Source organism: Cryobacterium sp. TMB3-10 (assembly GCF_004402305.1).
In the GTDB taxonomy this organism is placed as follows: domain Bacteria; phylum Actinomycetota; class Actinomycetes; order Actinomycetales; family Microbacteriaceae; genus Cryobacterium; species Cryobacterium zongtaii.
The window spans coordinates 80,035-104,995 of the sequence record NZ_SOGH01000020.1 but is presented as its reverse complement, the minus strand read 5'-3'; the positions used below and the strand labels follow the sequence as shown (position 1 = coordinate 104,995).

Annotated in this window: 22 protein-coding genes and 1 pseudogene; 18 read left to right on the top strand and 5 right to left on the bottom strand. The window is 69.4% G+C overall.

Features of this window, described 5'->3' with window-relative positions; all coding sequences use genetic code 11:
* The first annotated feature begins 9 nt into the window (after positions 1-9).
* The 6 genes and pseudogenes from E3T22_RS08560 (at position 10) to E3T22_RS08540 (ending at position 6,508) form a co-directional block, all read left to right on the top strand.
* Positions 10-885, top strand: coding sequence for a flagellin (locus E3T22_RS08560; protein WP_240632440.1), 876 nt, complete (start codon positions 10-12; stop codon positions 883-885).
* Positions 882-1,292, top strand: a complete 411-nt coding sequence (locus E3T22_RS08555) for a flagellar assembly protein FliW (RefSeq protein ID WP_134480831.1) — start codon at positions 882-884, stop codon at positions 1,290-1,292. Before E3T22_RS08560 ends, E3T22_RS08555 begins: the two co-directional genes overlap by 4 nt.
* 51 nt (positions 1,293-1,343) lie before the next feature.
* A pseudogene (locus E3T22_RS19385) lies at positions 1,344-2,549 on the top strand (acyltransferase family protein); the annotation flags it as partial.
* A 355-nt stretch (positions 2,550-2,904) separates the two neighbouring features.
* Positions 2,905-3,504, top strand: coding sequence for an SGNH hydrolase domain-containing protein (locus E3T22_RS19380; protein WP_370297531.1), 600 nt, complete (start codon positions 2,905-2,907; stop codon positions 3,502-3,504).
* A gap of 207 nt (positions 3,505-3,711) precedes the next feature.
* Positions 3,712-5,481 (top strand): ABC transporter ATP-binding protein, encoded by a 1,770-nt coding sequence (locus tag E3T22_RS08545; RefSeq protein ID WP_088455983.1) that lies wholly within the window; start codon positions 3,712-3,714, stop codon positions 5,479-5,481.
* A gap of 43 nt (positions 5,482-5,524) precedes the next feature.
* On the top strand, positions 5,525-6,508 hold the full coding sequence (locus tag E3T22_RS08540; protein WP_088455982.1) for an acetylxylan esterase: 984 nt from the start codon (positions 5,525-5,527) through the stop codon (positions 6,506-6,508).
* Between the two features lie 34 nt (positions 6,509-6,542).
* On the opposite strand, the gene E3T22_RS08535 is transcribed toward E3T22_RS08540, so the two are convergent.
* On the bottom strand, positions 6,543-7,550 hold the full coding sequence (locus tag E3T22_RS08535) for a LacI family DNA-binding transcriptional regulator (protein WP_088455981.1): 1,008 nt from the start codon (positions 7,548-7,550) through the stop codon (positions 6,543-6,545).
* Between the two features lie 303 nt (positions 7,551-7,853).
* Between E3T22_RS08535 and E3T22_RS08530 the strand changes: the two genes are divergently transcribed.
* The 6 genes from E3T22_RS08530 to E3T22_RS08505 all read left to right on the top strand — a co-directional run bounded on the left by E3T22_RS08530 (position 7,854) and on the right by E3T22_RS08505 (position 15,574).
* Positions 7,854-9,146, top strand: a complete 1,293-nt coding sequence (locus tag E3T22_RS08530) for an ABC transporter substrate-binding protein (RefSeq protein ID WP_088455980.1) — start codon at positions 7,854-7,856, stop codon at positions 9,144-9,146.
* Positions 9,147-9,330: 184 nt separating this feature from the next.
* The gene (locus E3T22_RS08525) at positions 9,331-10,230 is read left to right on the top strand and encodes a carbohydrate ABC transporter permease (RefSeq protein ID WP_240632488.1); all 900 of its coding nucleotides are present in this window, start codon (positions 9,331-9,333) and stop codon (positions 10,228-10,230) included.
* Positions 10,227-11,051, top strand: coding sequence for a carbohydrate ABC transporter permease (locus E3T22_RS08520; RefSeq protein ID WP_088455979.1), 825 nt, complete (start codon positions 10,227-10,229; stop codon positions 11,049-11,051). The genes E3T22_RS08525 and E3T22_RS08520 overlap by 4 nt, the downstream gene beginning before the upstream one ends.
* A gap of 16 nt (positions 11,052-11,067) precedes the next feature.
* Positions 11,068-13,578, top strand: a complete 2,511-nt coding sequence (locus E3T22_RS08515) for a glycoside hydrolase family 2 protein (protein ID WP_134480832.1) — start codon at positions 11,068-11,070, stop codon at positions 13,576-13,578.
* 53 nt (positions 13,579-13,631) lie between these two features.
* A complete protein-coding gene (locus tag E3T22_RS08510; protein WP_241983666.1) occupies positions 13,632-14,648 on the top strand; it encodes a 1,4-beta-xylanase in 1,017 nt (338 codons plus the stop codon).
* Complete coding sequence (locus E3T22_RS08505; RefSeq protein WP_134480833.1) at positions 14,645-15,574, top strand: BadF/BadG/BcrA/BcrD ATPase family protein; 930 nt, start codon at positions 14,645-14,647, stop codon at positions 15,572-15,574. Before E3T22_RS08510 ends, E3T22_RS08505 begins: the two co-directional genes overlap by 4 nt.
* Positions 15,575-15,600: 26 nt before the next feature.
* On the opposite strand, the gene sufU is transcribed toward E3T22_RS08505, so the two are convergent.
* Positions 15,601-16,098 (bottom strand): Fe-S cluster assembly sulfur transfer protein SufU, encoded by a 498-nt coding sequence (gene sufU / locus E3T22_RS08500; RefSeq protein WP_134480834.1) that lies wholly within the window; start codon positions 16,096-16,098, stop codon positions 15,601-15,603.
* Complete coding sequence (locus E3T22_RS08495) at positions 16,095-17,456, bottom strand: aminotransferase class V-fold PLP-dependent enzyme (RefSeq protein ID WP_134480835.1); 1,362 nt, start codon at positions 17,454-17,456, stop codon at positions 16,095-16,097. Before E3T22_RS08495 ends, sufU begins: the two co-directional genes overlap by 4 nt.
* A gap of 120 nt (positions 17,457-17,576) precedes the next feature.
* On the opposite strand from E3T22_RS08495, the gene E3T22_RS08490 reads away from it, so the two are divergent.
* Entirely contained in the window at positions 17,577-18,797 is a 1,221-nt protein-coding gene (locus tag E3T22_RS08490; protein ID WP_134480836.1) for a ThiF family adenylyltransferase, read from the top strand.
* Between the two features lie 196 nt (positions 18,798-18,993).
* On the top strand, positions 18,994-20,814 hold the full coding sequence (locus E3T22_RS08485; protein ID WP_134480837.1) for an alkyl/aryl-sulfatase: 1,821 nt from the start codon (positions 18,994-18,996) through the stop codon (positions 20,812-20,814).
* 21 nt (positions 20,815-20,835) lie between these two features.
* Here E3T22_RS08485 and E3T22_RS08480 read toward each other — a convergent pair whose 3' ends face one another.
* Positions 20,836-21,144: a MoaD/ThiS family protein gene (locus tag E3T22_RS08480; protein ID WP_241980223.1), complete on the bottom strand. Its 309-nt coding sequence runs from the start codon at positions 21,142-21,144 to the stop codon at positions 20,836-20,838.
* Positions 21,141-21,725, bottom strand: a complete 585-nt coding sequence (locus E3T22_RS08475; RefSeq protein ID WP_134480838.1) for a dihydrofolate reductase family protein — start codon at positions 21,723-21,725, stop codon at positions 21,141-21,143. The genes E3T22_RS08480 and E3T22_RS08475 overlap by 4 nt, the downstream gene beginning before the upstream one ends.
* Positions 21,726-21,882: 157 nt before the next feature.
* On the opposite strand from E3T22_RS08475, the gene E3T22_RS08470 reads away from it, so the two are divergent.
* From E3T22_RS08470 to E3T22_RS08455, 4 genes are read left to right on the top strand one after another with little or no spacing between them, the layout of a single operon-like run.
* Positions 21,883-23,244 carry a molybdopterin molybdotransferase MoeA gene (locus tag E3T22_RS08470; RefSeq protein ID WP_134480839.1) on the top strand — a complete coding sequence of 454 codons (1,362 nt, stop codon included), beginning with the start codon at positions 21,883-21,885 and terminating at the stop codon, positions 23,242-23,244.
* Positions 23,237-23,743, top strand: a complete 507-nt coding sequence (moaC, locus tag E3T22_RS08465) for a cyclic pyranopterin monophosphate synthase MoaC (protein ID WP_134409073.1) — start codon at positions 23,237-23,239, stop codon at positions 23,741-23,743. The genes E3T22_RS08470 and moaC overlap by 8 nt, the downstream gene beginning before the upstream one ends.
* The gene (locus E3T22_RS08460; protein ID WP_134480840.1) at positions 23,740-24,375 is read left to right on the top strand and encodes a molybdenum cofactor biosynthesis protein B; all 636 of its coding nucleotides are present in this window, start codon (positions 23,740-23,742) and stop codon (positions 24,373-24,375) included. Before moaC ends, E3T22_RS08460 begins: the two co-directional genes overlap by 4 nt.
* A complete protein-coding gene (locus E3T22_RS08455; RefSeq protein ID WP_174776262.1) occupies positions 24,365-24,805 on the top strand; it encodes a molybdenum cofactor biosynthesis protein MoaE in 441 nt (146 codons plus the stop codon). Before E3T22_RS08460 ends, E3T22_RS08455 begins: the two co-directional genes overlap by 11 nt.
* The last annotated feature ends 156 nt before the right edge of the window (positions 24,806-24,961 follow it).

Below are 24,961 nucleotides of genomic sequence, written 5' to 3'. Positions count from 1 at the left end.
ATCCCCCGCGTGACCAGCCAGACCCAGATGCGCGCTGCCCAGGCCAATCTGCAGGCCAGCGCCCAGCGCCTGGCCCAGCTGCAGGAGCAGTCCTCTTCGCTGAAGACCATCAGCCGGGCCTCCGACGACCCCGCCCGCGCCGCCAACGCCCTCGCGGTGCGTGCCGAGCAGCGTGCCACCGCCCAGTACACCCGCAACGCCGACAACGGCAACGGCTGGCTGACCGCGCTGGACACCGCGCTCGGCGCGAGCACCACCATCCTGAACCGGGTGCGCGACCTCACCGTTCAGGGCGCGAACGCCGGCACCATGTCGCCGGCTGCCAGGGAAGCCATCGCCCTGCAGATCGACGGCCTCAAACAGGACCTGCTCAGCCAGGCCAACGCGACGCACCTCGGCCGCACCGTCTTCGCCGGCAATTCCGACACCGGCGTGGCGTTCACCGACGCTGGCGTGCACAGCGGCGGATCCACCCCCGGGGTCGACCGGCGCGTAGGCGCCGATAGCACGGTGCGGGTGGATGCCGACGGCGCCGCCGTCTTCGGCAGTGGCCCCGACTCGATCTTCGCCCTGCTCGCGACGGTCTCGGATGCCTTGCGCAACTCGCCGGCGACGGTGTCGAGCCATCTGGGCGCCATCGACACCGCCCTGAACAGGGTTATCGCCGCCAACTCCGACGTCGGCGCCCGGCAGACCCGCATCGAAAGCGCCACCGCCGCACTGGCCACCCAGAAGGGCACCCTCGAGGCACAGCGGGTACAGCTCGAGGATGCCGACCTGGCGACGGTGATCCTCGACCTCAAGCTGCAGGAGGTCGCCTACCAGTCCGCCCTCGCCGTCACCGCCCGCGTGATTCAACCGACCCTGATGGACTTCCTTTCATGACCGCCACCCTGAGCTTCCTCTCCCCGCCGCCCGGACTGGCCCCGCTGACCGACTTCCAGCTGCGCGAGATCACCGGCGCCGCCGGACTGTTCGCCCTGCAGTCAGCCATCGACGAGCACACCCGGCTGTTCGTGCTCGACGCGTCGGTGTACCTGCCGGACTACGCGCCCGTGATCTCCGACGAGCACGCCAGGGCCCTCGACCTCGCCGCACCAGAGCAGGCGCTGGTCCTGGTGGTGACCAACCCGGGCGAGACCGGCACGACCGTGAACCTGATGGCTCCCATCGTGGTGAACGCCGACACCGGCCGGTGCGCCCAGATCATCCTGGACGGCCAGGATTGGCCGCTCCGCGCCGAACTCACCCCACGCGCCGCGCCGCAGGACCTGCAGGACCCTGCCGTCTAGAACGAGCGCCGTCGGGATAGGCTCGGCAACGTTTCAATAGCTGGGGGACGCGTGCACACTGGGATCGGGGCACCACCGCCCGACGCATCAGCGACCCCGCCGTCCCAACGAACGCCGTCCCGACAGACGCCGTCCCGCCCGGGCGCCTCCCGCCCCAATGCCACCCGCACCGTCACGATCCGTACGACAGCGCCGGCCGAGGCCCCGCAACCCCGCCCGAGGCCACCGGCCCGGCCGCCGGCCAGGCACCCGGCCGCGCCGCCGTCCACCCGCCGGCGGGACATCCAGGGGCTCCGCGCCCTCGCGGTCATCGCCGTCATCTTCGACCACGTGCTCCACTGGCCCGCCGGCGGTTTTGTCGGCGTCGACATCTTCTTCGTCATCTCGGGTTTTCTCATCACGGGCATCCTGCTGCGCGAACACGAGCGCACCGGGCGTATCTCGCTCCGGTCCTTCTACGGCAGTCGGCTCCGCCGCCTCCTCCCGTCCGCGGCCGTGGTGCTCGTCGCCACCGGCGCGATCGGCTCCGTCCTGTTCAACCAGACCCGGGCGATGTCCACCCTGTGGGACGCCGGCGCGTCGTTCCTCTTCGTCGCCAACTGGCGGTTCACCGCCCTCGGCACCGACTACTTCAGTGCCCTCGCACCGGCCTCGGCGGTGCAGCACTACTGGTCGCTCTCGGTGGAGGAACAGTTCTACCTCGTCTGGCCGTGGCTGATGGTTTTGATGCTGCTCGTATTTGCCCGGGGATCCCGCACGCCAGGTCGCGGCCGGCGCGCCGTCGGCATCCTCGCGGCCGTCGTCGTCGCGGCATCCTTCGCCTACGCCGTCTGGGACAGCGCAACGAATCCGACAGTCGCGTACTTCTCGACGTTCTCCAGGGCTTGGGAGCTCGGCATCGGCGCGATCCTGGCCGTCGCCGCACCGCTCGCCGCACGGATGCCCGTCGCCTGGCGAGTCGTACTCGGCTGGGCCGGCCTGGCCGGCATCGTGGCATCGTTCATCGTGGTCACGGGGGACATCGCCTTCCCCGGCCCGGGTGCCGCCCTCCCCGTGCTGGCGACGGCGCTCGTGCTCGCAGCCGGTATCGGCGGCCCGCAGCGCACCCTGCTCCCGCTCACCAACCCGGTCAGCGTGTACCTCGGCAACATCTCCTACTCGCTGTACCTCTGGCACTTCCCGATCTTCGCCTTCCTCAGCATGCTGCTTCCCGCCCAGAGTATGCAGACGACCCTGATCATCCTCGGCACGATCCTCGCCGTCTCGGTTACGTCGTACTACCTTGTTGAACAGCCGTTCCACCACTCCCCCTGGCTTCGCAGCCGCCGCCCGGCCGGTGAGCGCCGCGACGCCTGGCACAGCTGGCGAGAGGCCTTCGGCAGCCAGTTCATCCTGTCGTCGATGGGCGTCCTCGTCATCGTGATCGTCGTCGCTGTGTCATTCCAGCCCGCCGGCGGGCGGGCGACGACCGAGGCGCCCTCGGTCGCAGGCGCCGACTCCGCCATGAACCCCGACGTGGCGTTGCAGGCCGAGCTGGCCGCCGCCGTGGCCGCGACCGCCTGGCCGGGCAACCTGTCCCCCTCCCTCGACGACGCCATGGCACGGACCTCGAATCAAGGCCATCGCCGAAGCCAGCGACGGACAGTGGAAGATCACCACCATCGGGCTCTACGGCTGCCGGTTCACCGAGGTGCTGGTCGCCAACGAGGGTGCCGGGGTGATGGACGCCTGCCCGCAACGCAAACTCGACATCAGCGAACGGATCGTCGCGGACGCCCCGCAGCTGGTGGTGGTGGCCAACGCCTTCGCCGAAGGGCAAGACGCCAACCGGTCACCGCTGTCGGTCGAGAGCCTGGTCGCATCGACCCTCGCCGAAACGGCCGGCTACAACGCCGCCGGGAAGATCGTCCACCTCGCGCCCCCACCGCTCGGGGCAGAGCTCGGCCGGTGCTACTCGGCGGTATCCAGTCCCCAGGACTGCAACGTCGGGGTCGGATCGGTCTGGCAGCAGTTCGCCGCAGCACTGTCGGCCCCGTCTGCGACCGGTGACCACTTTGTCAGTTCGCTGCCTTTCAGCTGCTCGGCGGGCATCTGCCCCGCTTTCGCCGGAACCCTCCCGACCAAGTACGACACCGTGCACCTGACCCCCGCGTACGCGGTACACGTGGCCCCGTCCATCCGCGACGCCCTCACCGCCCTGGGCGTCATCTGACCCGGCGTGCCGCAATCCGGTCGTGTGGCCGCGCTCTCAACGCCGGTATAGTCGGTCCTGGCACCAGCGTTGGTGCCGGCGACCTCACCCCGCGACAGCCGTGGGCTCCGACAGCTCCCGGCTGAGGACGCACCTCCAGCCCCTCGACCAGTGTCGAGGTTGCCGCCGCGCCATCAAGCGCCGCGGATGAGCTCCAAAAGGTCTTCCATGGGTGACAATTCCGCACTGCGATCGATCGAACGGTCCTTCGTCGCCTCCTCCCCGGTCCGCTCGCTGCTGCGCCTGTTGATCCCCCACCGCGGCCGACTCTCCCTGGCCACCGTGGCATTTCTCATCAAGGACAGCCCGGCCTGGCTGCTGCCGCCGATCACCGCGGCGGTCATCGACATCGTCGTGGACCGCGGTCCCCTGCCGCAGCTGTGGTTCTGGGCGGCCTGCGCCCTGGCACTGCTGAGCCTGAATTACCCGTTCCACATGATCTTCGTGCGGCTGTCCAGCCGGGCGATCCGGTCGATGGCCGTGGATGTGCGCAACGCCCTCGCCGAGCGCCTCCAACGGCTGTCGATCGGCTTCCACAACCGGCAGAGCGCCTCGATCGTGCACACCAAGGTGGTGCGGGATGTCGAGAGCATCGAGATGATGATGCAGCAGGCCCTGCCCACCTTCCTCTCCGCCCTGTTCACCCTTACCGGCGCGGTGGTGCTGACCGCCCTCACCGTGCCCGCCTTCGTCGGAGTCTTCGCCGTCACCGTGCCCCTGGCCGTGCTGCTCATCGGCTACATCCGATCGCGGGCCGCCGACCGCAACGAGAACTTCCGGCACGAGGTGGAACGATTCTCGGCCGGTGTGGGCGAGATGGCGGCCCTGATCCCCATCACCCGCGGGCACGGCCTCGAACGCGTCGCCACCCGTCGTGTCGCCGGCCAGGCCGAGAACGTGCGCGCGGCCGGGCAGGCACTGGACACCCTCAACGGCCGGTTCGGGGCGCTCTCCTGGTTGTCGTACCAGGCGCTCGGCGTGATCTGCCTGATCGGCGCATCCGCGGCATCGATCACCCGGGTCATCGCCATCAGCCCGGGCGAGGTTGTGCTGCTCAGCACCTACTTCACGGTGCTCACCGGCGGCATCGTGGCCCTGCTCAATGTGACGCCGATCTTCACCCGCGGCATCGACTCCATTCGGTCGATCGCCGAGGTGATGGAGGAGCCCGACGTGGAGGTGAACGAGGGCAAGCAGCTCGTGACCGCGGTTGCCGGCCGGATCGACCTTGAGGGCGTGGGCTTCAGCTACGAGGATGACCGGCCCGCCCTGCGGGACATCTCCCTGTCGATCCGGGCCGGCGAGACCATCGCGCTGGTCGGCCCGTCCGGGTCGGGCAAGTCGACCCTGCTCAACCTGGTCCTCGGCTTCGTGCGGCCCAGCACCGGGCGGCTGCTGCTGGACGGCGTCGACGCCGCCACCCTCGACCTGCGCAGCGCCCGGTTCTTCGTCTCCGTCGTGCCGCAGGAATCGGTGCTGTTCGAGGGCACCATCCGCGACAACGTCGCCTACGGACTGACCGGCGTCAGCGACGAAGCCGTGCTGGCCGCCCTGGCCGGCGCCAACGCGCTGGACATCCTCGCCGGCCAGGGCGCCGGCCTGGACTCCGTGGTCGGCGACCGGGGCGCCCGGCTCTCCGGCGGCCAGCGCCAGCGCCTCGCTATCGCCAGGGCCCTGGTACGTGACCCGCGCATCCTCGTGCTCGACGAACCCACCAGCGCCCTCGACTCCGTGTCCGAGGAGAAGGTCAAGGATGCCCTCAGCACCCTTTTCCGCGATCGCACGACGATCATCGCGGCGCACCGGCTGTCCACCATCCGTGAGGCCGACCGGATCGTCTACATCGAGGCCGGCCGCATCGTCGAACTCGGCAGCCACGACGAACTGATGGCGCTCGGCGGCCGGTACTCGGCCATCGTCCTGCACCAGAACTCCTGACAGAACCCAGCCACCCGCATTCGCCCCTCCAGAAAGGCAACCAGTGCCCCGCTTAGACATGCCCCTGCCCGAGCTCACGCAGTACCGCCCCGCGGTCTCCGAACCGGCCGACTTCGACGCGTTCTGGCAGCGCACCCTGGCCGAGTCCCGGCTGCATCCGGCCGAGCCCCGGCTCACCAGGGTCGACTCGCCGCTGAGCGAGGTGGAGGTCTACGACGTCACCTTCAACGGCTTCGCCGGTGACCCCGTCAAGGCGTGGTTCATGCTCCCCGTCGACAGGGCCGGGTTGCTGCCGGCCCGGTTGCCCGCGGTGGTCGAGTACAACGGTTACGGCGGCGGCCGGGGCTTCCCGCACGAGCACCTCGGCTGGGTGGCCAGCGGCTACGCCTACCTGTTCATGGACACCCGCGGGCAGGGCAGCGGCTGGGGCTCCGGTGGCGACACCGCCGACCCGCACGGCAGCGGACCGGCCGGGTCCGGCTTCATGACCCGCGGCATCCAGTCACCCGACGACTACTACTACCGGCGGGTGTTCACCGATGCCGTGCGCGCGATCGACGCCGTGCGCACGCTCGACAGGGTCGACCCGGACCGGGTGTCGGTGTGCGGCGGCAGCCAGGGCGGTGGCATCGCCATCGCGGCCGCGGCCCTCTCCACCGGCCTGGTTGCGGCTATGCCGGAGGTGCCCTTCCTCTGCCACTTCGAGCGCGCCGTCGGAATGACCGGCAACGACCCGTACCAGGAGGTCGTGCGCTACCTCGCGGTGCACCGGGACGAGGTCGAGCAGACCTTCGCGACGCTCTCGTACTTCGACGGGGTCAACTTCGCCAAGCGGGCCACCGCTCCCGCGCTGTTCTCGGTGGGGTTGCTCGACCCCGTCTGCCCGCCGTCCACGGTTTTCGCCGCGCACAACCACTGGGCAGCGGATGCCGACATCGAGGTGTACCCGTTCAACGAGCACGAGGGCGGCCAGGGCCACCACTTCGTGCGCCAGGCCGCCTGGCTGGCCCGCCAGCTGGCCGGGTAGCCGCCCGCCGGTGCCAACTGGCCCGCCGGCCGGCTCAGCGCGGCGGCGGGATCTCGCCGGAGCCGCGGTGGATCAGCCGGGTGGGGATCTCGACCTGCTTGGTGAACGAGTCGGGGTCCGCCAGGTGCTCGAGCGCCAGCCGGGCGGCGGTGCGGCCGAGTTCCATCGGGTCGTAGGCCACGACGGAGATGTCCAGGGCGTCCGCCAACTCGAAATCGTCGAAGCCGATGAACGCCACCGGCGGCTCGAGATTGCGCAGCACCCGCACGGCGCCCGCGCTGCCGCGGTTGTTGCCGGCCACGATCGCCGTCGGCGGGTCCGGCAGGTCGAGCAGGCTCTGCACGGCGAGCTCCGGCGAGATATCGGGGTCATCGTCGAGGCGTTCCCACTGCGCGGTCTCGGTGACGCCCACCTCGCGCAGCGCCTCGCGGTACCCGGCCAGGCGTTCCCGCTGGGTGTACATCGCGGACGGGTTGGAGATGAAACCGATCCTACGGTGGCCGATGGCCGTGAGTGAGCGCACCGCGTCCGCCATACCTTGGCGGTTCTGCAGCACCACGGAGTCGGCGACGAGGTTGCGGGCCGGTCGGTCGACGCTCACCACCGGGGTGCCCAGCTGGCGTTCGCCCTCGAGGTAGGACTGGTCGTCGGCGATGGGGATCAGCAGCAGCGCCCGCACCCGTTGCGAGATCAGGGCGTCCACGACGCGTTCCTCGCTGTCCGGTGAGTCATCCGTCGTGGCGAGCACCATGGTGAGACCGCGGAGCGCCAGTTCGCGTTCGATACCGGCCGCGACGTGGAAGTAGAACGGGTTCTTCAGGTCGCCGATCACGAACGCGACGGTGTTGGTGACTCCCCCGCGGCGCAGGTTGCGGGCCAGGTTGTTGGGCCGGAAGCGCAACCGCTTGGCGGCCTTGAGAACCCGCTCCCGCGTGTCCGACGAGACGTTGCCGGCACCGGCGAAGACCCGCGACACCGTCTTGGAGCTCACTCCCGCGAGCATCGCCACGTCGGCCAGTGTCGCGCGCGATTGTGTTGTCATGAGATCTCCTTCGATCCGCGAGCAGTCCAAAACCGGCCAGATCATCGCCATGTCAACGTAAGACATTTTGTAGACATTGGCAAGAGTTTTTTGATCGAGGAACCCGTGAGTTCCCCGCTATTTCAACGATCAACGGCACCCAAGTGCGAATAGGACAACTTCGGACAGCGCTGACATTTTTGTTTGACGGCCCGCCAAAACCGGGCCTAGCATGAGGCCCAACAGCAACACCAGAGATCCACGGGCGGGAAGTCGCGGTCGTGTCTCAACGGGTCAATGGTGATACCGATTAGGAGAAAACCGATGGCAAAGAAGCTCATCATGGGGGTAGCCGCTCTGGCGGCCACCGCACTACTAGCAGGATGCTCCGGGTCGGCCCCGGCAGACGAGGGCGAGATCACCGGGGAGATCACCGTGATCACCCAGCGCACCGACATCGTCGACACCGTGTTCAAGGACTACGCCGCCCAGTTCGAAAAGGCCTACCCCGGCACCTCCGTCAAGTTCGAGGCCATCAAGGACTACGAAACCGACATCTCCACGCGGTTGTCCTCGGGCAGCTACGGTGACGTGCTCCTCATTCCCAGCACCGTCACCAAGGTACAGCTGGCACAGTTCTTCGAGCCGCTGGGTTCCCTGGAGGAGATGAGCGAGACCTACCGTTTCGTCGCCGAGAAGGCCTACGACGACCTCGCCTACGGCGTCGCCATCACCGGAAATGCTCAGGGCATCGTCTACAACAAGAATGTCTGGGCCGACGCCGGCGTCACCGAGATGCCGACCACCCCCGATGAATTCCTCGCCGACCTCCAGCTCATCAAGGACAACACCGACGCGGTGCCGTACTACACGAACTACGGCGACGGCTGGCCGCTGAGCCAGTGGGACGGCAACCGGGCCGCGACCGGCGACAAGGACGCGTCCATCACCCTCGTCGAGTCCGACGCCCCGTGGGCAACCGGCGAGTACCACGAGATCGCCGACGGGCTGCTCTACGACATCGTCGCGCAGGGCCTGAGTGAAGAAGACCCCACCACAACGGACTGGGAATCGTCCAAGGGCGGGCTCGGCAGCGGCGAGATCGGCTCCATGGTCCTGGGCTCCTGGGCCATCACCCAGATGCAGGATGCCGCGGTGACCGCCGGCGGATCGGCCGAGGACATCGGCTACATGGCCTTCCCCAGTGCCGTCGACGGACAGTCGTACTCCACGATCGGTGGCGACTACCAGAACGCCATCAGCATCAACTCGAAGAACAAGGCCACGGCCCGCGCCTGGATCGACTGGTTCGCCCAGGAGTCCGGCTACGCCACAGACCAGGGCGGGCTCTCCCCCGTCGTCGACGGCCCCGCCCCTGACGCCCTCGCCGACTTCACGGCCAGCGGGGTCGAATTCCTCGAGCTCACGCCGGTGCCGGCCGACCAGGCCACCCTGGAGAACGACATCACCAGCGAGTCCGAGATCGACCTGACCGGCCCGCTCTACCGCCAGAGGATCGTCGACACCGCCCGCGGTGCCGCCGACGGCGACAAGGCGTCGCTCTTCGCCGACCTGAACGCTGCCTGGGCCAAGGCCAAGGCATCCGTCGAGGGCTAGCCCCCGTCCCCACCCGCACCACCAGGGGAAGTCCGCAGTAACAGCCGGCCGGCCGGGCATTCAACGGCCGGCCGCGCTCTGCCCAGACCGACACTGCCCCAGGCAAAAGAAAGGACGCTCGGTGTCTCAACAACTGGCCCCAGCGAAAGCGCCGGACCTGTTCAGCCGGTTCTCGAACCGCTTCATCCGCACCACCATCAGCGCAACCGGCAAACGCAAAGACTCCATCGTCATGCCGTGGCTGTTCCTGGCCATCCCGCTGGCCCTGCTGATCACGTTCACCTATATCCCGGTGGGCAACATGATCTGGTACAGCTTCACCTCCTGGGACGGCCTGGACAAGACCAAAGACGTCGTCGGGCTGAACAACTTCGTCAAGATCTTCACCGATCCCAAGTACTGGCAGGTCTTCGTGGTCAGCCTGTACTACTTCGGGGCGTCGTTCCTGCAGATGGCCCTGGCGCTTTACTTCGCCACGATCCTCAGCTTCAAGACCCGGTTCCGCAACCTGTTCAAGGGCATCCTGTTCTTTCCCTACCTGATCAACGCCGTCGCCATCGCGTTCATCTTCCTGTTCTTCTTCCGCCCGGGCGGCACCCTCGACGCCGTGCTCGGCTTCGTCGGCCTCGGCGAGCTCTCCACCCAGTGGCTCGGCAACCCGGATGTGGTCAACTACTCCCTCGCCGGCGTCGCCATCTGGCGCTACATCGGCCTCAACTTCGTGCTCTTCCTCGGCGCGATCCAGTCGATCCCCGGCGAACTCTACGAGGCGGCCGACCTGGACGGCGCGAACAAGTGGCAGCAGTTCCGCTACATCATCGCCCCGGGCATCCAGCGCATCATCAGCCTGTCCTTCATCCTGGCTATCGCCGGCAGCCTCTCCGCGTTCGAACTGCCGTACATCATCACCGGCGGCACCAACGGCAGCATGACCTTCGTCATCCAGACCATCCAAACGGCCTTCGTGTACCGCAAGGTCGGACTCGCCTCGGCGATGGCGGTCATCCTGCTCATCATCGTGCTGCTCGTCACCTGGCTGCAGCGCAAGGTCGTCCCCGACGAGAAAGTGACGTTGGCCTCATGATCAGACATCTCGGCACCACCGGGAAGTACCTGTCCCTCGTTCTCGGTTCGCTCGTCGCGCTCGTGCCCATCATCGTGATCCTGTTCGCGTCGCTGAAGAGCAACACCGAGTACGCCACCACCGGTCCCCTGGTGCCGCCGTCGAACTGGTTCAACTTCGCCAACTTCGCCACGGCCTTCGTCGACGGACGGATGATGCTCGGGTTCCTGAACACCTCGATCATCGCGGTGATCTCCGTCACCGGCACCATCCTGATCGGCACCATGGCCGCGTACGTGCTCGACAGGTTCGAGTTCCGCTTCAAGAAGGTGGTCTTCGGGCTCTTCCTCGTCGCCACCCTGGTGCCGGCCGTCACCACCCAGGTGGCGACCTACCAGGTGGTGAACTTCTTCCACCTGGTGAACACCCACGGGGCCGCGATCATCCTGTTCATGGGTACCGACATCCTCTCGATCTACATCTTCATCCAGTTCATGCAGTCGATTCCCCGGTCGCTCGACGAAGCCGCCATGCTCGACGGCGCGAGCCGGTTCGGGGTGTACTGGCGCATCATCCTGCCGCTGCTCGGCCCCGCCATCGCCACGGTCGTCATCATCAAGGGCATCGCCATCTACAACGAGTTCTACATCCCCTACCTCTATATGCCCGCTCAGGACCTGGCCGTGATCAGCACCTCGCTCTTCAGGTTCCAGGGACCGTACGGCGCACAATGGGAGATCATCGCGGCCGGCATCATGATCGTCATCGTGCCGACCCTGATCATCTTCCTGTTCCTGCAACGATTCATCTACAACGGCGTCACGTCCGGAGCCACCAAGTAATGTCTGGAAACCCGTAATGTCTGCACACACCATCCCCTCGTCCTCCCTTGCCCCCGTCACCCGGTTGCTCGACACCGACTGGAGTGTCACCGCTCTGGACGGACCGGTGCCGGCGAGCATCCGGCGCCTCACCGTGCCGGCCACCGTGCCCGGCTCCGTGCACACCGACCTGCTGGCCGCCGAGCTGATTCCCGACCCGTACCTCGACGGCAACGAGCAGCTGCTCTCCTGGATCGGGCTGACCGACTGGCGCTACAGCACCACCTTCGCCTGGAACCCGGCCGGCGCCGAGAAGACCGAGCTGGTCTTCGCCGGGCTCGACACCATCGCCGAGATCGAACTGAACGGGGTGTCGCTGGGCACTACCCGCAATATGCACCGCAGCTACCGCTTCGACGTGAGCGCCCGCCTCACAGCCGGCCTCAACGAGCTCGTGGTGGTGTTCCGCTCCCCCATCAAGGCCGCGGATGCCGCGAGCCTGGACCTCGGCTACCGTCCGCACGTGAACCACCACCCCTACAACGCCATCCGCAAGATGGCCTGCAGCTTCGGCTGGGACTGGGGCATCGACACGTCCACCTCCGGGCTGTGGAAGCCGGTGACCCTGGTCAGCTGGTCGACCGCCCGGCTGGCGAGTGTGCACCCGATCGCCACGGTGTCTGACCCGACAGGGCCGACCAGCACCGGGCTGGTGGACGTGCACGTGGAGGTGGACCGCGCGACGGAGACCCCGGTCAGCGTCACGGCATCCGTCGCCGGCGTCAGCCGCACCGTGGAACTGCCGGCCGGAGCGTCCGGCGCCACCGTGAGCCTGAGCGTGCCCGACGTGGACCTGTGGTGGCCGCTCGGCTACGGTGAGCACCCGCTCTACGAGCTCGAGGTCACCCTGCGCGCGGCCGACACCGCGGTGGAACTGGACCGGTCGAGCACCCGGATCGGCTTCCGCACCGTCGAATTCGACACCACCCCCGACGAGAACGGCACCCCGTTCACCCTGGTCATCAACGGCCAACCGGTGTTCGTGCGCGGCGCCAACTGGATCCCCGACGACGCCTTCCCGCACCGCGTCACCAAGGCACGCTACCTGGACCGGCTCACACAGGCCGAGTTCGCCAACATCAACCTTATCCGGGTGTGGGGCGGGGGCATCTTCGAGAGCGACGACTTCTACGACCTGTGCGACGAGCGCGGCCTCCTCACCTGGCAGGACTTCCTGCTCGCCTGCGCCGCCTACGCCGAAGAGGCCCCGCTCGGTCACGAGATCGAGGCCGAGGCCCGGGAGAACGTCGCCAGGCTCGCCGCGCATCCGTCGCTCGTGGTGCTGAACGGCAACAACGAGAACCTCTGGGGCTTCGAGGAATGGAACTGGAAACTGCGCCTGGACGGCAAGACCTGGGGCGGCGGCTTCTACTACGACGTGTTTCCCGCCCTGGTCGCCGAGCTGGCCCCGCACATCGGCTACACGCCCGGCAGCCCGTTCTCCCCGGTTGCCGGCACTGCCTCCAATGACCTGCACCCCAACGACCCCGAGCACGGCACCATGCACATCTGGGACCTCTGGAACCAGCGCGACTACCCCGCATACCGTGAGTACCAGCCGCGCTTCGTGGCCGAGTTCGGCTGGCAGGGCCCGCCCACCTGGTCGACCCTGACGGAGACGATCCACGATGTGCCGCTGACCCCGGAATCGCCGGGCATGCTCGTGCACCAGAAGGCCATGGAGGGCAACGTCAAGCTCACCGACGGACTGCTGCCGCACCTGCCGCTCCCCGACGAGATCGGCGACTGGCACTGGGCGATGTCCCTGAACCAGGCCACCGCCATCAGCACCGCGATCGAGCACTTCCGCTCGCTGTCCCCGCACTGCATGGGCAGTATCGTCTGGCAGCTCAACGACTGCTGGCCGGTCACCTCCTGGGCCGCCGTGGACGGCTACGGCCGGCCGAAGCCCCTGCTGTACGCGATCAAGCACGCCTACGCCGACAGGCTGGTCACCATCCAGCCCCGCGAGAGCGGCCTGGCCGTCATCGCGGTCAACGACTCCGCCGACACCTGGAGCGGCGAGCTCCTGGTGCGGCGGTACACAGACACGGGAGCCGTCCTGGCCGAGCACGCCGAGCGGGTCACCCTGCCGGCGCGGTCGAGCGTGACCGTGCCGCTGCCCGCATCCGTGTCCGCGGCAACGGATGCGGCAGCGGAGCTCCTCCGCGCCGAGCTGACCGGGGTGCGTGGGCACTGGTTCTTCGCCGAAGCCCGAGACAGCACCCTGACACCGGGCACCCCCAAGGTGAGCGCCGTGCGCACCGCCGACGGCTACAGCGTGCGGGTCACCGTTCCGGTGCTGACCCGCGACCTGGTCTTGTTGGTCGACAAGGTCGACCCGGACGCCCTGGTCGACGACATGCTGGTCACCCTGCTGCCCGGCGAAAGCGTGGTCTTCACGGTCACCTCTCTGCTCGAGGTCGACCCGGCAGCTTTCACGGCGCCGGGTGTGCTGCGCAGCACCAACCAGCTGGTGCGGCGGTGAGGAACAAGACCGGCCCCGATGCGGCATCCGTTCTCACCGAACCGGTCTGCGGCATGACCTGGGGCTGGACGGGCGTTCGGGGAACCTGGGCGACCCCGGCGGCCGCCGACTCGATGCGGCTCATGGCCGACCTCGGCGTGAACTGGACCGCCCTGGCCTACGCGGCGTTGCAGGACACCGCCCAATCGGAGGAGATCCCGTTCGGCGACGCGCCGACGGTAACCGACGACGAGGTGCGCTGGGCCATCCGCGAGGCCAAAGCGCACGGGCTCAAGGTCTGCCTCAAGCCCGTGGTCAACTGCGCCGACGGCACTTGGCGCGCCTACATCGGCTTCTTCGACTGGGAGGTGCCCGGCGAACCCGGCTGGACCGCCTGGTTCCGGTCGTACACGGCGTTCATCCTGCATGCCGCCCGGCTCGCCGAGGAGGAGGGCGCAGAGATGCTCTGCATAGGCTGCGAGATGGTGCGCGCCGACGGCCAGGATGCGCGCTGGCGCACCCTGATCACCGCGGTGCGCGAGGTATACAGCGGCCTGGTGACTTACAACTGCGACAAGTTCCAGGAGGACCACGTCTCCTGGTGGGACGCCGTCGACGTGATCACGTCCAGCGGCTATTACCCGATCGATAGCTGGGACGAGCAGCTGGATCGCATCGAGCAGGTCGTGACGGCCACCGGCAAACCGTTCTTCTTCATGGAGGCCGGCTGCCCGAGCCGCACCGGGTCACCCGACAAGCCCAACGACTGGGCCCTGCCAGGGGTTCCCTCCGGCGCCGAGCAGCTGCGCTACTACGAGGACATGTTCGCGGCCACCGGTCGGCGAGAATGGATGCGCGGCTTCATGCTCTGGGACTGGCCGACGACCCTGTACGCGGCGGCCGATGCGGCGCAGAATGACGACTACTGCGTCTACGGCAAACCCGCCGCAGACTTCCTGGGCCGCCAGTACCGGGCCTGGCTGGCCGCACCGCCCAGTTCCACACCGCCCAGTTCCACACCGCCCAGTTCAACACCACCCGCACCCGTACGACCCGCACCCGTACCACCCGCAAGAACGGACCACCCATGAGTGTCGAACCCAGCTCCCTCACCATCGATGCCGGCCAAACCGGTATCCGGGCGCGCCTGCACACCGGGAACGGCGAGTGGGTTCCGTTCGAATTCGGCGGGATCCGCACCGACAGCGCCCTGATCCCACAGCTCGGCGAGGTCGTCGCCTCCGTCGCGTCATCGACCCGGCAGCCGATCGTCACCGTCAGCGCCGGCATCTCCGGCTTCTCGAAGGCCGAAACCGACCCGCGCGAACTCCTCGCCGCCGGCGCGGCACTCGGGGTGCGCGAGGTCTTCCTCGCCCACGACTCCGTCACGAGCTACCTCGGCGCCCTCGGGGACGAGCTCGGCGTGGTCGTCGCCGCCGGCACCGGCGTGGTCACCCTCGCGGTGGGTGCGAACGATGTGGCCCGCATCGACGGGTGGGGCAACCTGATCGGCGACGCCGGCAGCGGCTACTGGCTCGGCCGCGCGGCCCTGGACGCCGTGATGCGCGCCTACGACGGCCGCGGCCCCGCAACGGCGCTGTCCGCCGTCATGCGCCGGGAGTTCCCCCACATCGAAATGGCCTACCTCGAGCTGCAGGCCGATCCGCTGCGAGTGAGCCGCATCGCCGCCTACTCCCGTCAGGTCACCGAACTGGCCGCAACGGATGCCGTCGCCGCCGCGATCTGCGCCGGAGCCGCCGCAGAGCTGGTGCTCTCGGCCGCCACCGGGCTCCGCCGGGTCGGCGAAGACACCGGCCCGTCCCCCGTGGTCTGCGGCATCGGCGGGGTGCTGCGCGCCCCCGAGATCGCCACCCGGTTCGAGCGGGGTCTGCGCGAGCTGTGGCCAGACGTCGACATCCGCCCCGCCATCGCCAACGCCCTCGACGGCGCCGAGTACCTGGCCCGGCTGGCCCCCACCAGCGCCCTGCGCGACCGCATCGCCAGTTCGATCGGCTAGCGCCGGCAGGCCGGATTGTCAGTCGGCTAGCCCAGCTGGAGCAGGGCGGCCTCGAAGGCCACCCAGGGCAGCATGGCGCACTTGACCCTGGCCGGGTACTTGGAGACGCCGGCGAACGCCGCGGCGTCGCCGAGCACCTCTTCGTCGGGTTCGATGGTGCCGCGGGAGCGCAGCATCTCCCGGAACAGATCGAGCATGACCAGCGACTCGGCGACGCTGGCGCCGCGCACGGTGTCGTTGAGCACTGAGGCCGACGCCATCGAGATGGAGCAGCCGACGCCCCGCCAGGCGAAGCCGTCGATCCGGGCATCCGCCCCGGCGCCGGACAGGGCCACCCGCACGGTGATCTCATCGCCGCAGGTGGTGTTCACCTGGTGCGACTGGGCCTGGCGCAGACCGGCGGCGGCGGCGACCGCTGCCGCGTCCTCGTCGAGCTCCGACAGCTCGGAGACGGCGCCGTGCGCGGACTTCGCGTGGTCGAGGATGATCTGCTGGTACAGCTGCTGCATGGCGGACGAGGTCATCGGGCTACTCCGAAGAACGGGCCGACCTCGGCGAGCACGGCCAGGAACTGGTCGACCTCGTCGTCGGTCGTGTACAGGTAGGTGCTCGCGCGGGTGGACGCGGTGACGCCGAGTTTCTTGTGCAGCGGCTGGGCGCAGTGGTGCCCGACCCGCACGGCGATGCCGGCCTCGTCGAGGAACTGGCCGACGTCGTGCGCGTGCACGCCGGCGACATCCACCGCGGCCAGGCCGATGCGCTCGACCCCGAGTCCGGGGCCGAGCAGCCGCACGCCGGGGATGGCGGTGACGCCCTCGACGAGCCTGCGGCCGAGTTCGGCTTCGCGGGTGCGGATGCGGCCCATGCCGGTGTGGCTGAGGTAGTCGACCGCGGAGGCCAGCGCGATGGCCTGGGAGATGCGCTGGGTGCCGGCCTCGAACCGCTGCGGCGGGGTGAGGAACTCGGCGCCCTGCATGTCGACGGTGGTGATCATGGACCCGCCGGTGAGGAACGGCGGCATCGCGGCGAGCAGCTCGGCCTTGCCGTAGAGCACGCCGATGCCGGTGGGGCCGAGCATCTTGTGCCCGGAGAACACCGCGAAGTCCACGTCGAGCGCGGTGAGGTCCAGGGCAAGGTGCGGCGCCGACTGGCAGGCGTCCAGGAAGACCAGGGCGTCGACGGCGTGGGCCATGGCCACGAGCTCGTCGATGGGGTTGATGGTGCCCACCACGTTGGAGGCGTGGGTGACGGCCAGCAGCCGGGTGCGCGGGTTCAGGATCTCGGCGGCGGCGGCCATGTCGAGGGTGCCGTCCGGCAGAACCGGGATGAAACGGAGGGTGGCTCCGGTGCGAAGCGCCAGCTGCTGCCAGGGGATGAGGTTGGAGTGGTGCTCCATCTCGGTGACGACGATCTCGTCGGCGGACCCCAGCTTGAAGCGGGCGGCGGCGGGGCCGCCGAGGCCGAGGGACGCGTTGGAGAACGAGTACGAGACGAGGTTCACACCCTCGGTGGCGTTGGAGGTCCAGACGATCTCGTCTTCCCGGGCGCCGACGAACGCGGCGACCGTGGCGCGGGCGGCCTCGAACACCTCGGTGGCGGCGAAGGCCAGGGTGTGCGCGCCGCGGTGCACGGCGGCGTTCCGCTGCTCGTAGTACTCCTGCTCGGCCTCCATCACGCTGATCGGGTTCTGCGAGGTGGCACCGGAGTCGAGGTAGGCCAGCGGATGCCCGTTGACGAGCTGGTGCAGCACCGGGAAGTCATTGCGAATCCGCAGCACCTCATCGGAACTCAGAGTCTGGTCGGCCAGGCTCCCGTCAGGCAGGCTCTCGTGATGCGGAGCCTGGTCACGCGCGGGGGCAGAGGGTGGTGCGACGAACGTCATACTTCAGGGTACCGCCACAGGCCGGGCCCCGGCAGAGGATGACGGCGGGATACGAAACGCCGGCGCCGGCCGTCCTGGCGCGGTTCAGGCCTAGGCTGGAAGCCAGCAGAAAGGGCCACCATGCCGCACGCTCCCCTGGTTTCGCCGGGACCGCCGCTCACCCCGGCCCAACGCCAACGCTACGCCCGACAGCTCTCGCTCGAGCAGGTCGGCGATCTCGGTCAGCGCCGCCTCGCGGCCGCCAGGGTGCTGATGATCGGTGCCGGCGGGCTGGGCTCCCCGGTGCTCACCGCCCTGGCCGCCGCGGGCGTCGGCACTCTCGGCATCGTGGATTCCGACAGCGTGGAGGTCTCCAACCTGCACCGCCAGACCATCTACACGATGGCCGACCTGGCCCGCCCCAAGGCCGAGGCCGCCGCGGCCGCCCTGCGCGCGCACAACCCGCTGATCGAGGTCGTGGCGCATCAGACCCGCCTGACGGCTGCCAACGTGCTCGCCCTGATCGCCGACTACGACATCGTCATCGACGGCACCGACAACTTCGCCACCCGCCACCTCGCCCACGACGCCGCGGCGCTGCTGCACAAGCCGTACATCTGGGGCTCCGTGCTGCGCTTCGACGGCCTGGTCACGACGTTCTGGGTCGACGGGCCGGCCGGCGGCACCCGCCTGGAAGACCTGTTCCCGAGCACCCCGGGCGCCGACGAGGCCGAAACCTGCGCCATGGCCGGAGTGCTCGGCTCGGTGTGCGCCAGCGTCGGCGCCATGATGGCCACCGAAACGCTCAAACTCATCGTGGGCTTCGGCGAACCCTTGTTCGGCCGGCTGCTCGTGCACGACGGCCTCGACGCCTCCTGGCGGGAGGTGCCATACGGTGCGGCCGCCGCGACAGGTGTGACCGGCCCCCTCGAGCCGGCTGCGGCCGCCGACCCGCCCCGCGACACCAGCCACAGCCAGGTTCACACCCACCCGATCCCGGTGCAGGCGCGCCCCGGCGCACCGGTACCCGACGAGGTCACCTCGGCCGAGCTCGCCGGCCTGCTCGCCGACCGGCAGGCGGGGCTCGCCGACTTCGTGCTCGTGGACATCCGGGAGCCGTGGGAGCGCGACATCGTCGCCATCGACGGATCGGCGCTGGTGCCGATGGCGCAGCTGCTCACCGACGAGGCCCGCACGGTGATGGAACCCGACGACCGCGTCGTCCTCTACTGCCACCACGGCGCCCGGTCCGAGTACGCCCGAGAGGTGCTCCGCGACAACGGCTGGTCGGCGGTCACCCACCTCGCGGGCGGCGTCGACGACTGGGTGCGGCAGATCGAACCGGACAAAGCGCGGTACTGATCTCGCCGCACGTTGAGACAGCAGTAGGAGAGCCGGCTGGCGTCCCGGTCGAGGTGGGCAGCACCGAGGGTGATGCCCGCACTGGCGCCTGGCCCGTGGAAATCGCGGGGTGGTTGCCGGGTGGGCGCCCGGTTATGGTGTGCGCAACGGGCACGGTAGAACGTCCCGAGAGAGCACGGCAAGAGAGGTGGTCATCATGGGCGATGACAAACATCCAACCGGGAACACGGCGACGGGGTCGCGCGGCAGCGACGAGGGCGTCGACCGTGGTTTCCTCGGCACCCTCGACCCCCTGATCATCCACGCCGCCGACGGCCGGGTGGTCTGGGAGATGGAGTCCCTCGCCTTCCTGGCCGGTGCGGGGTCGGAGAATGTGCACGACGGTCTCTGGCGGCAGAGCGCCCTGACCGCCAGGCACGGCCTCTACCTGGTGACCGAGGGCATCTATCAGGTACGCGGCTTCGACCTGTCCAACATGACTCTCGTCGAGGGCGACCATGGGGTCATCGTGATCGACCCGCTCATCTCGGCGGAGACCGCGGCGGCCGCACTGGCGCTGTACCGCAGCCATCGCGGCGACCGCCCGGTGTCGGCGGTCGTGTACACCCACGCTCACGCCGACCACTTCGGCGGCGTGCTCGGTGTGATCGAACCCGACACCGGCATCCCCATCGTCGCCCCCGAACACTTTCTCGACAACGCGGTGTCCGAGAACGTCTACGCCGGAACCGCGATGTTCCGCCGCGGCTACTACTACGACGGGCACCCACTGGCCCGGAACGCCGCCGGCCGAATCGGTATCGGCCTGGGCGCCGGCGCGTCGACAGGCAGCATCGGCCTGGTCGTGCCCACCCTCGACATCACGGCGACGGGCCAGGAAGAGGAGCTCGACGGCGTGCGGATCGTCTTCCAGCTCACCCCCGGCACCGAGTGCCCGTCGGAGATGAACCTGTACTTCCCGGCGCAGCGCGCCCTGTGCATGGCCGAGAACGCCACCCACACCATGCACAACCTGCTCACCCTGCGCGGGGCGCAGGTGCGCGACCCCCGCATGTGGTCCCGTTACCTGAGTGAGGCCACCGAACTGTTCGGCCACCGGTCCGACGTGGAATTCGCGTCGCACCACTGGCCGACCTGGGGAACCGACGCCATCGTCGCCTTCCTCACCGAGCAGCGCGACCTCTACGCCTACCTGCACGACCAGACCGTACGACTGATGAACCAGGGCCAGACCGGTAGCGAGATCGCCGAGGACTTCGAAATGCCGCCGTCGCTGGCCGGGAAATGGCACACCCACGGCTACTACGGGTCGGTGAGCCACAACGTCAAGGCGATCTACCAGCGCTACCTCGGCTGGTACGACGGCAACCCGGCGCACCTGTGGCAGCATCCGCCGACGGCCGCGGCCACCCGGTACGTCGATGTGATGGGCGGCGTCGCAGCCACCCTCGAGCACGCCAGGCGCTACCTGGATGCCGGTGATCTGCGGTTCGCCGTGGAGCTGGCCAGTCACGCCGTCTTCGCCGACCCCGGTGACGGCGCGGCCCGCGAACTGCTGGCCACGGGCCTGGAGCGGCTGGGCTTCGGCGCGGAGAACGCCACCTGGCGGAACGTCTTCCTCACCGGGGCGACCGAGCTGCGGTACGGCGTGGGCCGCAACGACCTCGAGGCCGGCGGTCTGCTCGACGTGCTCACCGTCACCCAGCTCTTCGACACCCTGGCGATCCGGCTGGTGGGGCCCCGGTCGTGGAACGAGGGCTTCGCCATCAACTGGGTGATCACGGACACGCGGGAGCTCTACAGGCTGGAGCTCAGCCACGGAGCGCTGATCCACTATCCGATCGACAGACCCCGCCCGGCGGACCTCAACGTGCGCATCACCCACGCCCGGCTGGCCCAGGCCGTGGCCGGCGGCTCCTTCAGCGGGGTGGACATGACCGGGGACGCCGGCGTGCTGCCGAGGTTGTTCGCGCTGCTGGACAGCCCGGATCCGACCTTCGCCGTCGTGACGCCGTAGCGCCCTGACCCTCCGGACAGGTCAGCCGCCGGCGAACGGCGGCAGGACGTCGAGCCTGTCGCCCTCGTTCAGCACGCGGGCGCGGTCGGTGGTGGCCGTTCCGTTCACGATGAAGGAGCAGCGGGCGAAGACGGCGGGCGAGCTACTGCCGAGATCCGTCAGGAAGGCGCCGATGGTGGCCCCGGCCGGCAGGTCGCGGGTTTCCTCAGCTACCCCCGTCGCCGCCTTGGCCGCGGCGTAATAGCGCACCTGCACCTGCATGGTGATGAACCCTTCGTCGGTGGGCGGGCCGTACCTACCGGCCCGTTCGTCCAGCCTACGACGGGTCACCACTCCGGAGCGGCGCGCAGGGCGTAGTGAAGCTCGACCAGGCCGTCATCGAAGCTCTGCGCACCGCGCAGGTCGAGAACGGCCGGGTCGGAGTCGGCCGGGAACACCCCGCGGCCGGCGCCGATCACGACGGGCATCACCACGAGGCGCACCTCATCCACCTCGCCGGCGGCGAAGAAGGCCCGGCTGAGGCTCAGGCTGCCCCACAGCACGACGATGCCGCTGGTCTCGGCCTTGATCCGGCGGATGGCCTCGACGGCGTCGCCGGACTCCAGGGTCGCCGCGGGCAGGTCGCCCCACGGGGCGTGGCTGAGCGTGCGGGAGAACACGTGGCGACGCAAAGCGTTGAGTGGGCCGGTGAGGACCTCGCCCGCCGCTTCCGGTGTGGGCCAGTAGCCCACGAACATGCGGTACGTGTTGGCGCCGAGCACCATTGTCTCGACGCCGTCGAGCCACGCCAGCTGGCTCCGGTCGAATTCGTCGGTGCGGCCGTCGAGAAGTTCGTAGGCCGTGAACTCGTTGTCGAGGTTGGCCGCGAAGCCGTCGAGGGTCACGAACTGCTGCACCACGAGGTGTCCCATGAGTTGCCCTTCCGTATGAGAGCCCGTCCTACGGCCCGTGTATTCGAGGCACGATACGCCCGGGCCGAGCCGCCTTCAAGCAACCGGGCTGCGCCGGCCGCCGCCGGAGCCGGTGCACACACGGCTTCGCGGCGGCGAACTGCGGCAAGATGGTGGCATGAGCGCGCGCACGATCGACCAGCACCGGGAGGCCGTGGCGGCGCTTCTCGCACCGCTCTTCCACAACCGCGCCGCTGAGGTGCTCCCCCTCTCGAGTGCTCGACTGACCGGTGACCCCGACAGCTACCGGGACAGGTCCCTCGCGATCGCCGTCGACTCCCCCGTGGCGCTGCCCCCCTTCGACAACTCACAGATGGACGGCTATGCCGTGCGCGCCGGGGACCTCGCGGCGGCCTCGGAGCTCACACCGACCACCCTGACCGTGGCCGACCGGATCGCCGCGGGTGACCCCGCCGGGCAGCTGGCGCCGGGCACCGCCGCCCCGATCATGACGGGCGCGCCGATCCCGGCGGGCGCGGATGCCGTGGTGCCGATCGAGCAGGCCGATCCGCCCCGCTTCCAGCCGCAGGACCCCGACGGCATGTCTCCCGAGGTTCAGAGCGTCTCGTTCCGCGCCGCCGTTCCGGTCGGCGGGTTCGTGCGCCCGACCGGCAGCGACGTGCACCCCGGTGACAGGCTCCTCGACGCGGGAACCCGGCTCGGCCCGGCCCAGTACGGGGTCCTCGCCGGGACCGGGCTGACCTCGGTTTCCGTGCTGCGGCGTGTCAGGGTCTTGCTCATCGCGACCGGCCACGAGATCCGCGAGCCCGGCGAGAACCTGGCCGCCGGCCAGATCTACGACTCCAACAGCGTCATCCTCGGCCAGGCCCTGCGGGATGCCGGCTGCACGGTGACCGCCCGGCCGTGCCGTTCCGACGATGCCGCCGACCTCCTCGCCCTCCTCGCCGAGGCCCCGGAGGTGGACCTCGTGGTCACCGTCGGCGGCGTCAGCGCCGGGGCCCGGGAGGTGGTGCGCGACGCGCTGGGCCCCCTCGGTGTGACCTTCCAGCACGTCGCGATGCAGCCCGGCGGCCCGCAGGGGCTCGGCGCGATCGCGGTGCCGATCAACGCTGTGCCGATCAACACAGTGCCGATCAACGCTGTGCCGAGCACCACCGTGCCGATCAACACCGTGCCGATCAACACCGTGCCCGTGATGACCTTCCCCGGCAACCCGGTGAGCGCCCTCATCTCGTTCGAGGTGTTCCTGCGGCCGGTGCTGCGGCGCCTGGCCGGACTGGCGAGACCCGACCGGGAGTTGCGGAGCGCCCCCCTCGCCGCGCCGGTGGAGTCGCCGGCCGGCAAGCACCAGCTGCGGCGCGGCATCCTGCGCCCAGACGGCGCCCTCGAACTGGTGGGCGGTGCCAGTTCGCACCTCCTGCACGCCTATGCCACCGCGACGGTGCTCGTGCACCTGCCCGTCGGGGTCGGCAGTGTCGCCGCGGGCGAACCCGTGGACTATTGGAGTATCGATGACTGAAACACCGTCCGACAACACCCCGGCCCCGCCCGGCCGGCTCAGCCACGTGCGCGCCGACGGCGCCGCCCTCATGGTGGACGTGACCGACAAGCCCGTCACCAAACGACGAGCCACCGCCACGGCCACGCTGATCACCCGGCCCGACGTGATCGCCCTGCTGATCGCCGGCGAACTACCCAAGGGCGAGGCCCTCGCCGTGGCCAGGGTGGCCGGCATCATGGGCGCCAAGCAGACCTCGGCGTTGATCCCGCTCTGTCACCCCCTCCCGCTCAGCGGTGCCACCATCGACTTCGCTCCCGGTGACGATCGGGTGCTCATCAGCGCGACGGTGAAGACCACCGGGGTGACCGGTGTCGAGATGGAGGCGCTGACCGCGGTGTCTGTGGCGGCGCTCACCCTGTACGACATGATCAAGGCCGTGGACAAACACGCGGTGATCACCGACATCAGGGTGCTGGCGAAGTCCGGCGGCAAGAGCGGCGACTGGAGCACCGAGTGAGCGCGACCGTCGGGCCGAGCGGACGGCCCGGCGACGGGCGCACCGGGCAGGTGATCGTGGCGTCGACCCGCGCGGCCGCCGGCGTGTACACCGACCGCACCGGACCCGTCATCGATGCCTGGCTGCGCGAGCGCGGCTGGCTGGTCTTGGACCGGGCCGTCGTCGCCGACGGCGAACCCGTCGGCGACGCTCTGGCCGCGGCCATCGAAGCCGGCCTCGACCTGGTCATCACGACAGGCGGCACCGGCGTGAGCCCCACCGACCAGACCCCGGAGCAGACCCTGCCGCTGCTGGATCGCCAGCTGCCCGGAATCATGGAGGAGCTGCGGCGGCGGGGCACGGCCGCCACACCGCTCGCCGTGCTCTCTCGCGGTTACGCGGGCATCGCCAGGGGCCGCACCGTCGTGATCAACCTGCCCGGTTCCACCGGGGGCGTGCGCGACGGGCTGGCCGTGCTCGCCGAGCTGCTCGACCACCTCATCGACCAGGTGCGCGGAGTCGACCATGCCGGCACGCCGGCCGCCGCCGACCACCAGGCCGCTCCAGCCAAGGCCTCATCGTCGAAGGCCCCATCGCCTAAGTCCGTACCCCGTACTGGCACACCCCCTAAGGACCCCCGACATGGCCACTGAGCCCACCCCGCACGTGCTGTTCGCCCGCGTCGACAACACCCCCATCACCGTCGACGAGTGTACGGATGCCGTGGCCGACGCCACAGCAGGCGCCGTCGTGTCGTTCGCGGGTGTTGTGCGCAACCACGACGAGGACCGCGGCGTGACCTGGCTGCGCTACAGCGCCCATCCGAGCGCCCAGACCGTGCTCGAGGAGGTCGCGCACGAGGTGGCCCTGGCCCACCCGGGCTGCCGGATCGCCGCCGCGCACCGGGTGGGCGATCTGGGCATCGGCGACGTGGCGCTGGCCTGCGCCGTGGCGTCCGCGCACCGGGCCGAGGCCTTCGCGGCCTGCGCCGCCCTGGTAGACGAGATCAAGGCCCGCGTGCCCATCTGGAAGGAACAGGGCTTCACCGACGGCAGCACCGAGTGGGTCGCCGCGCTCGGCTGACCCGTCCCCCGACGCCCCGCCAACGGTTCCCCCAACGGACAAATAATCCCGGTACACGGGCGCAGAAGTCCGCACGGGCAACAGGTGCACCCAGATCACGCCACAAAACTGGGCATCGGCTGAGGGCGGCCGGGCCGGTTTACACGACCGACACAA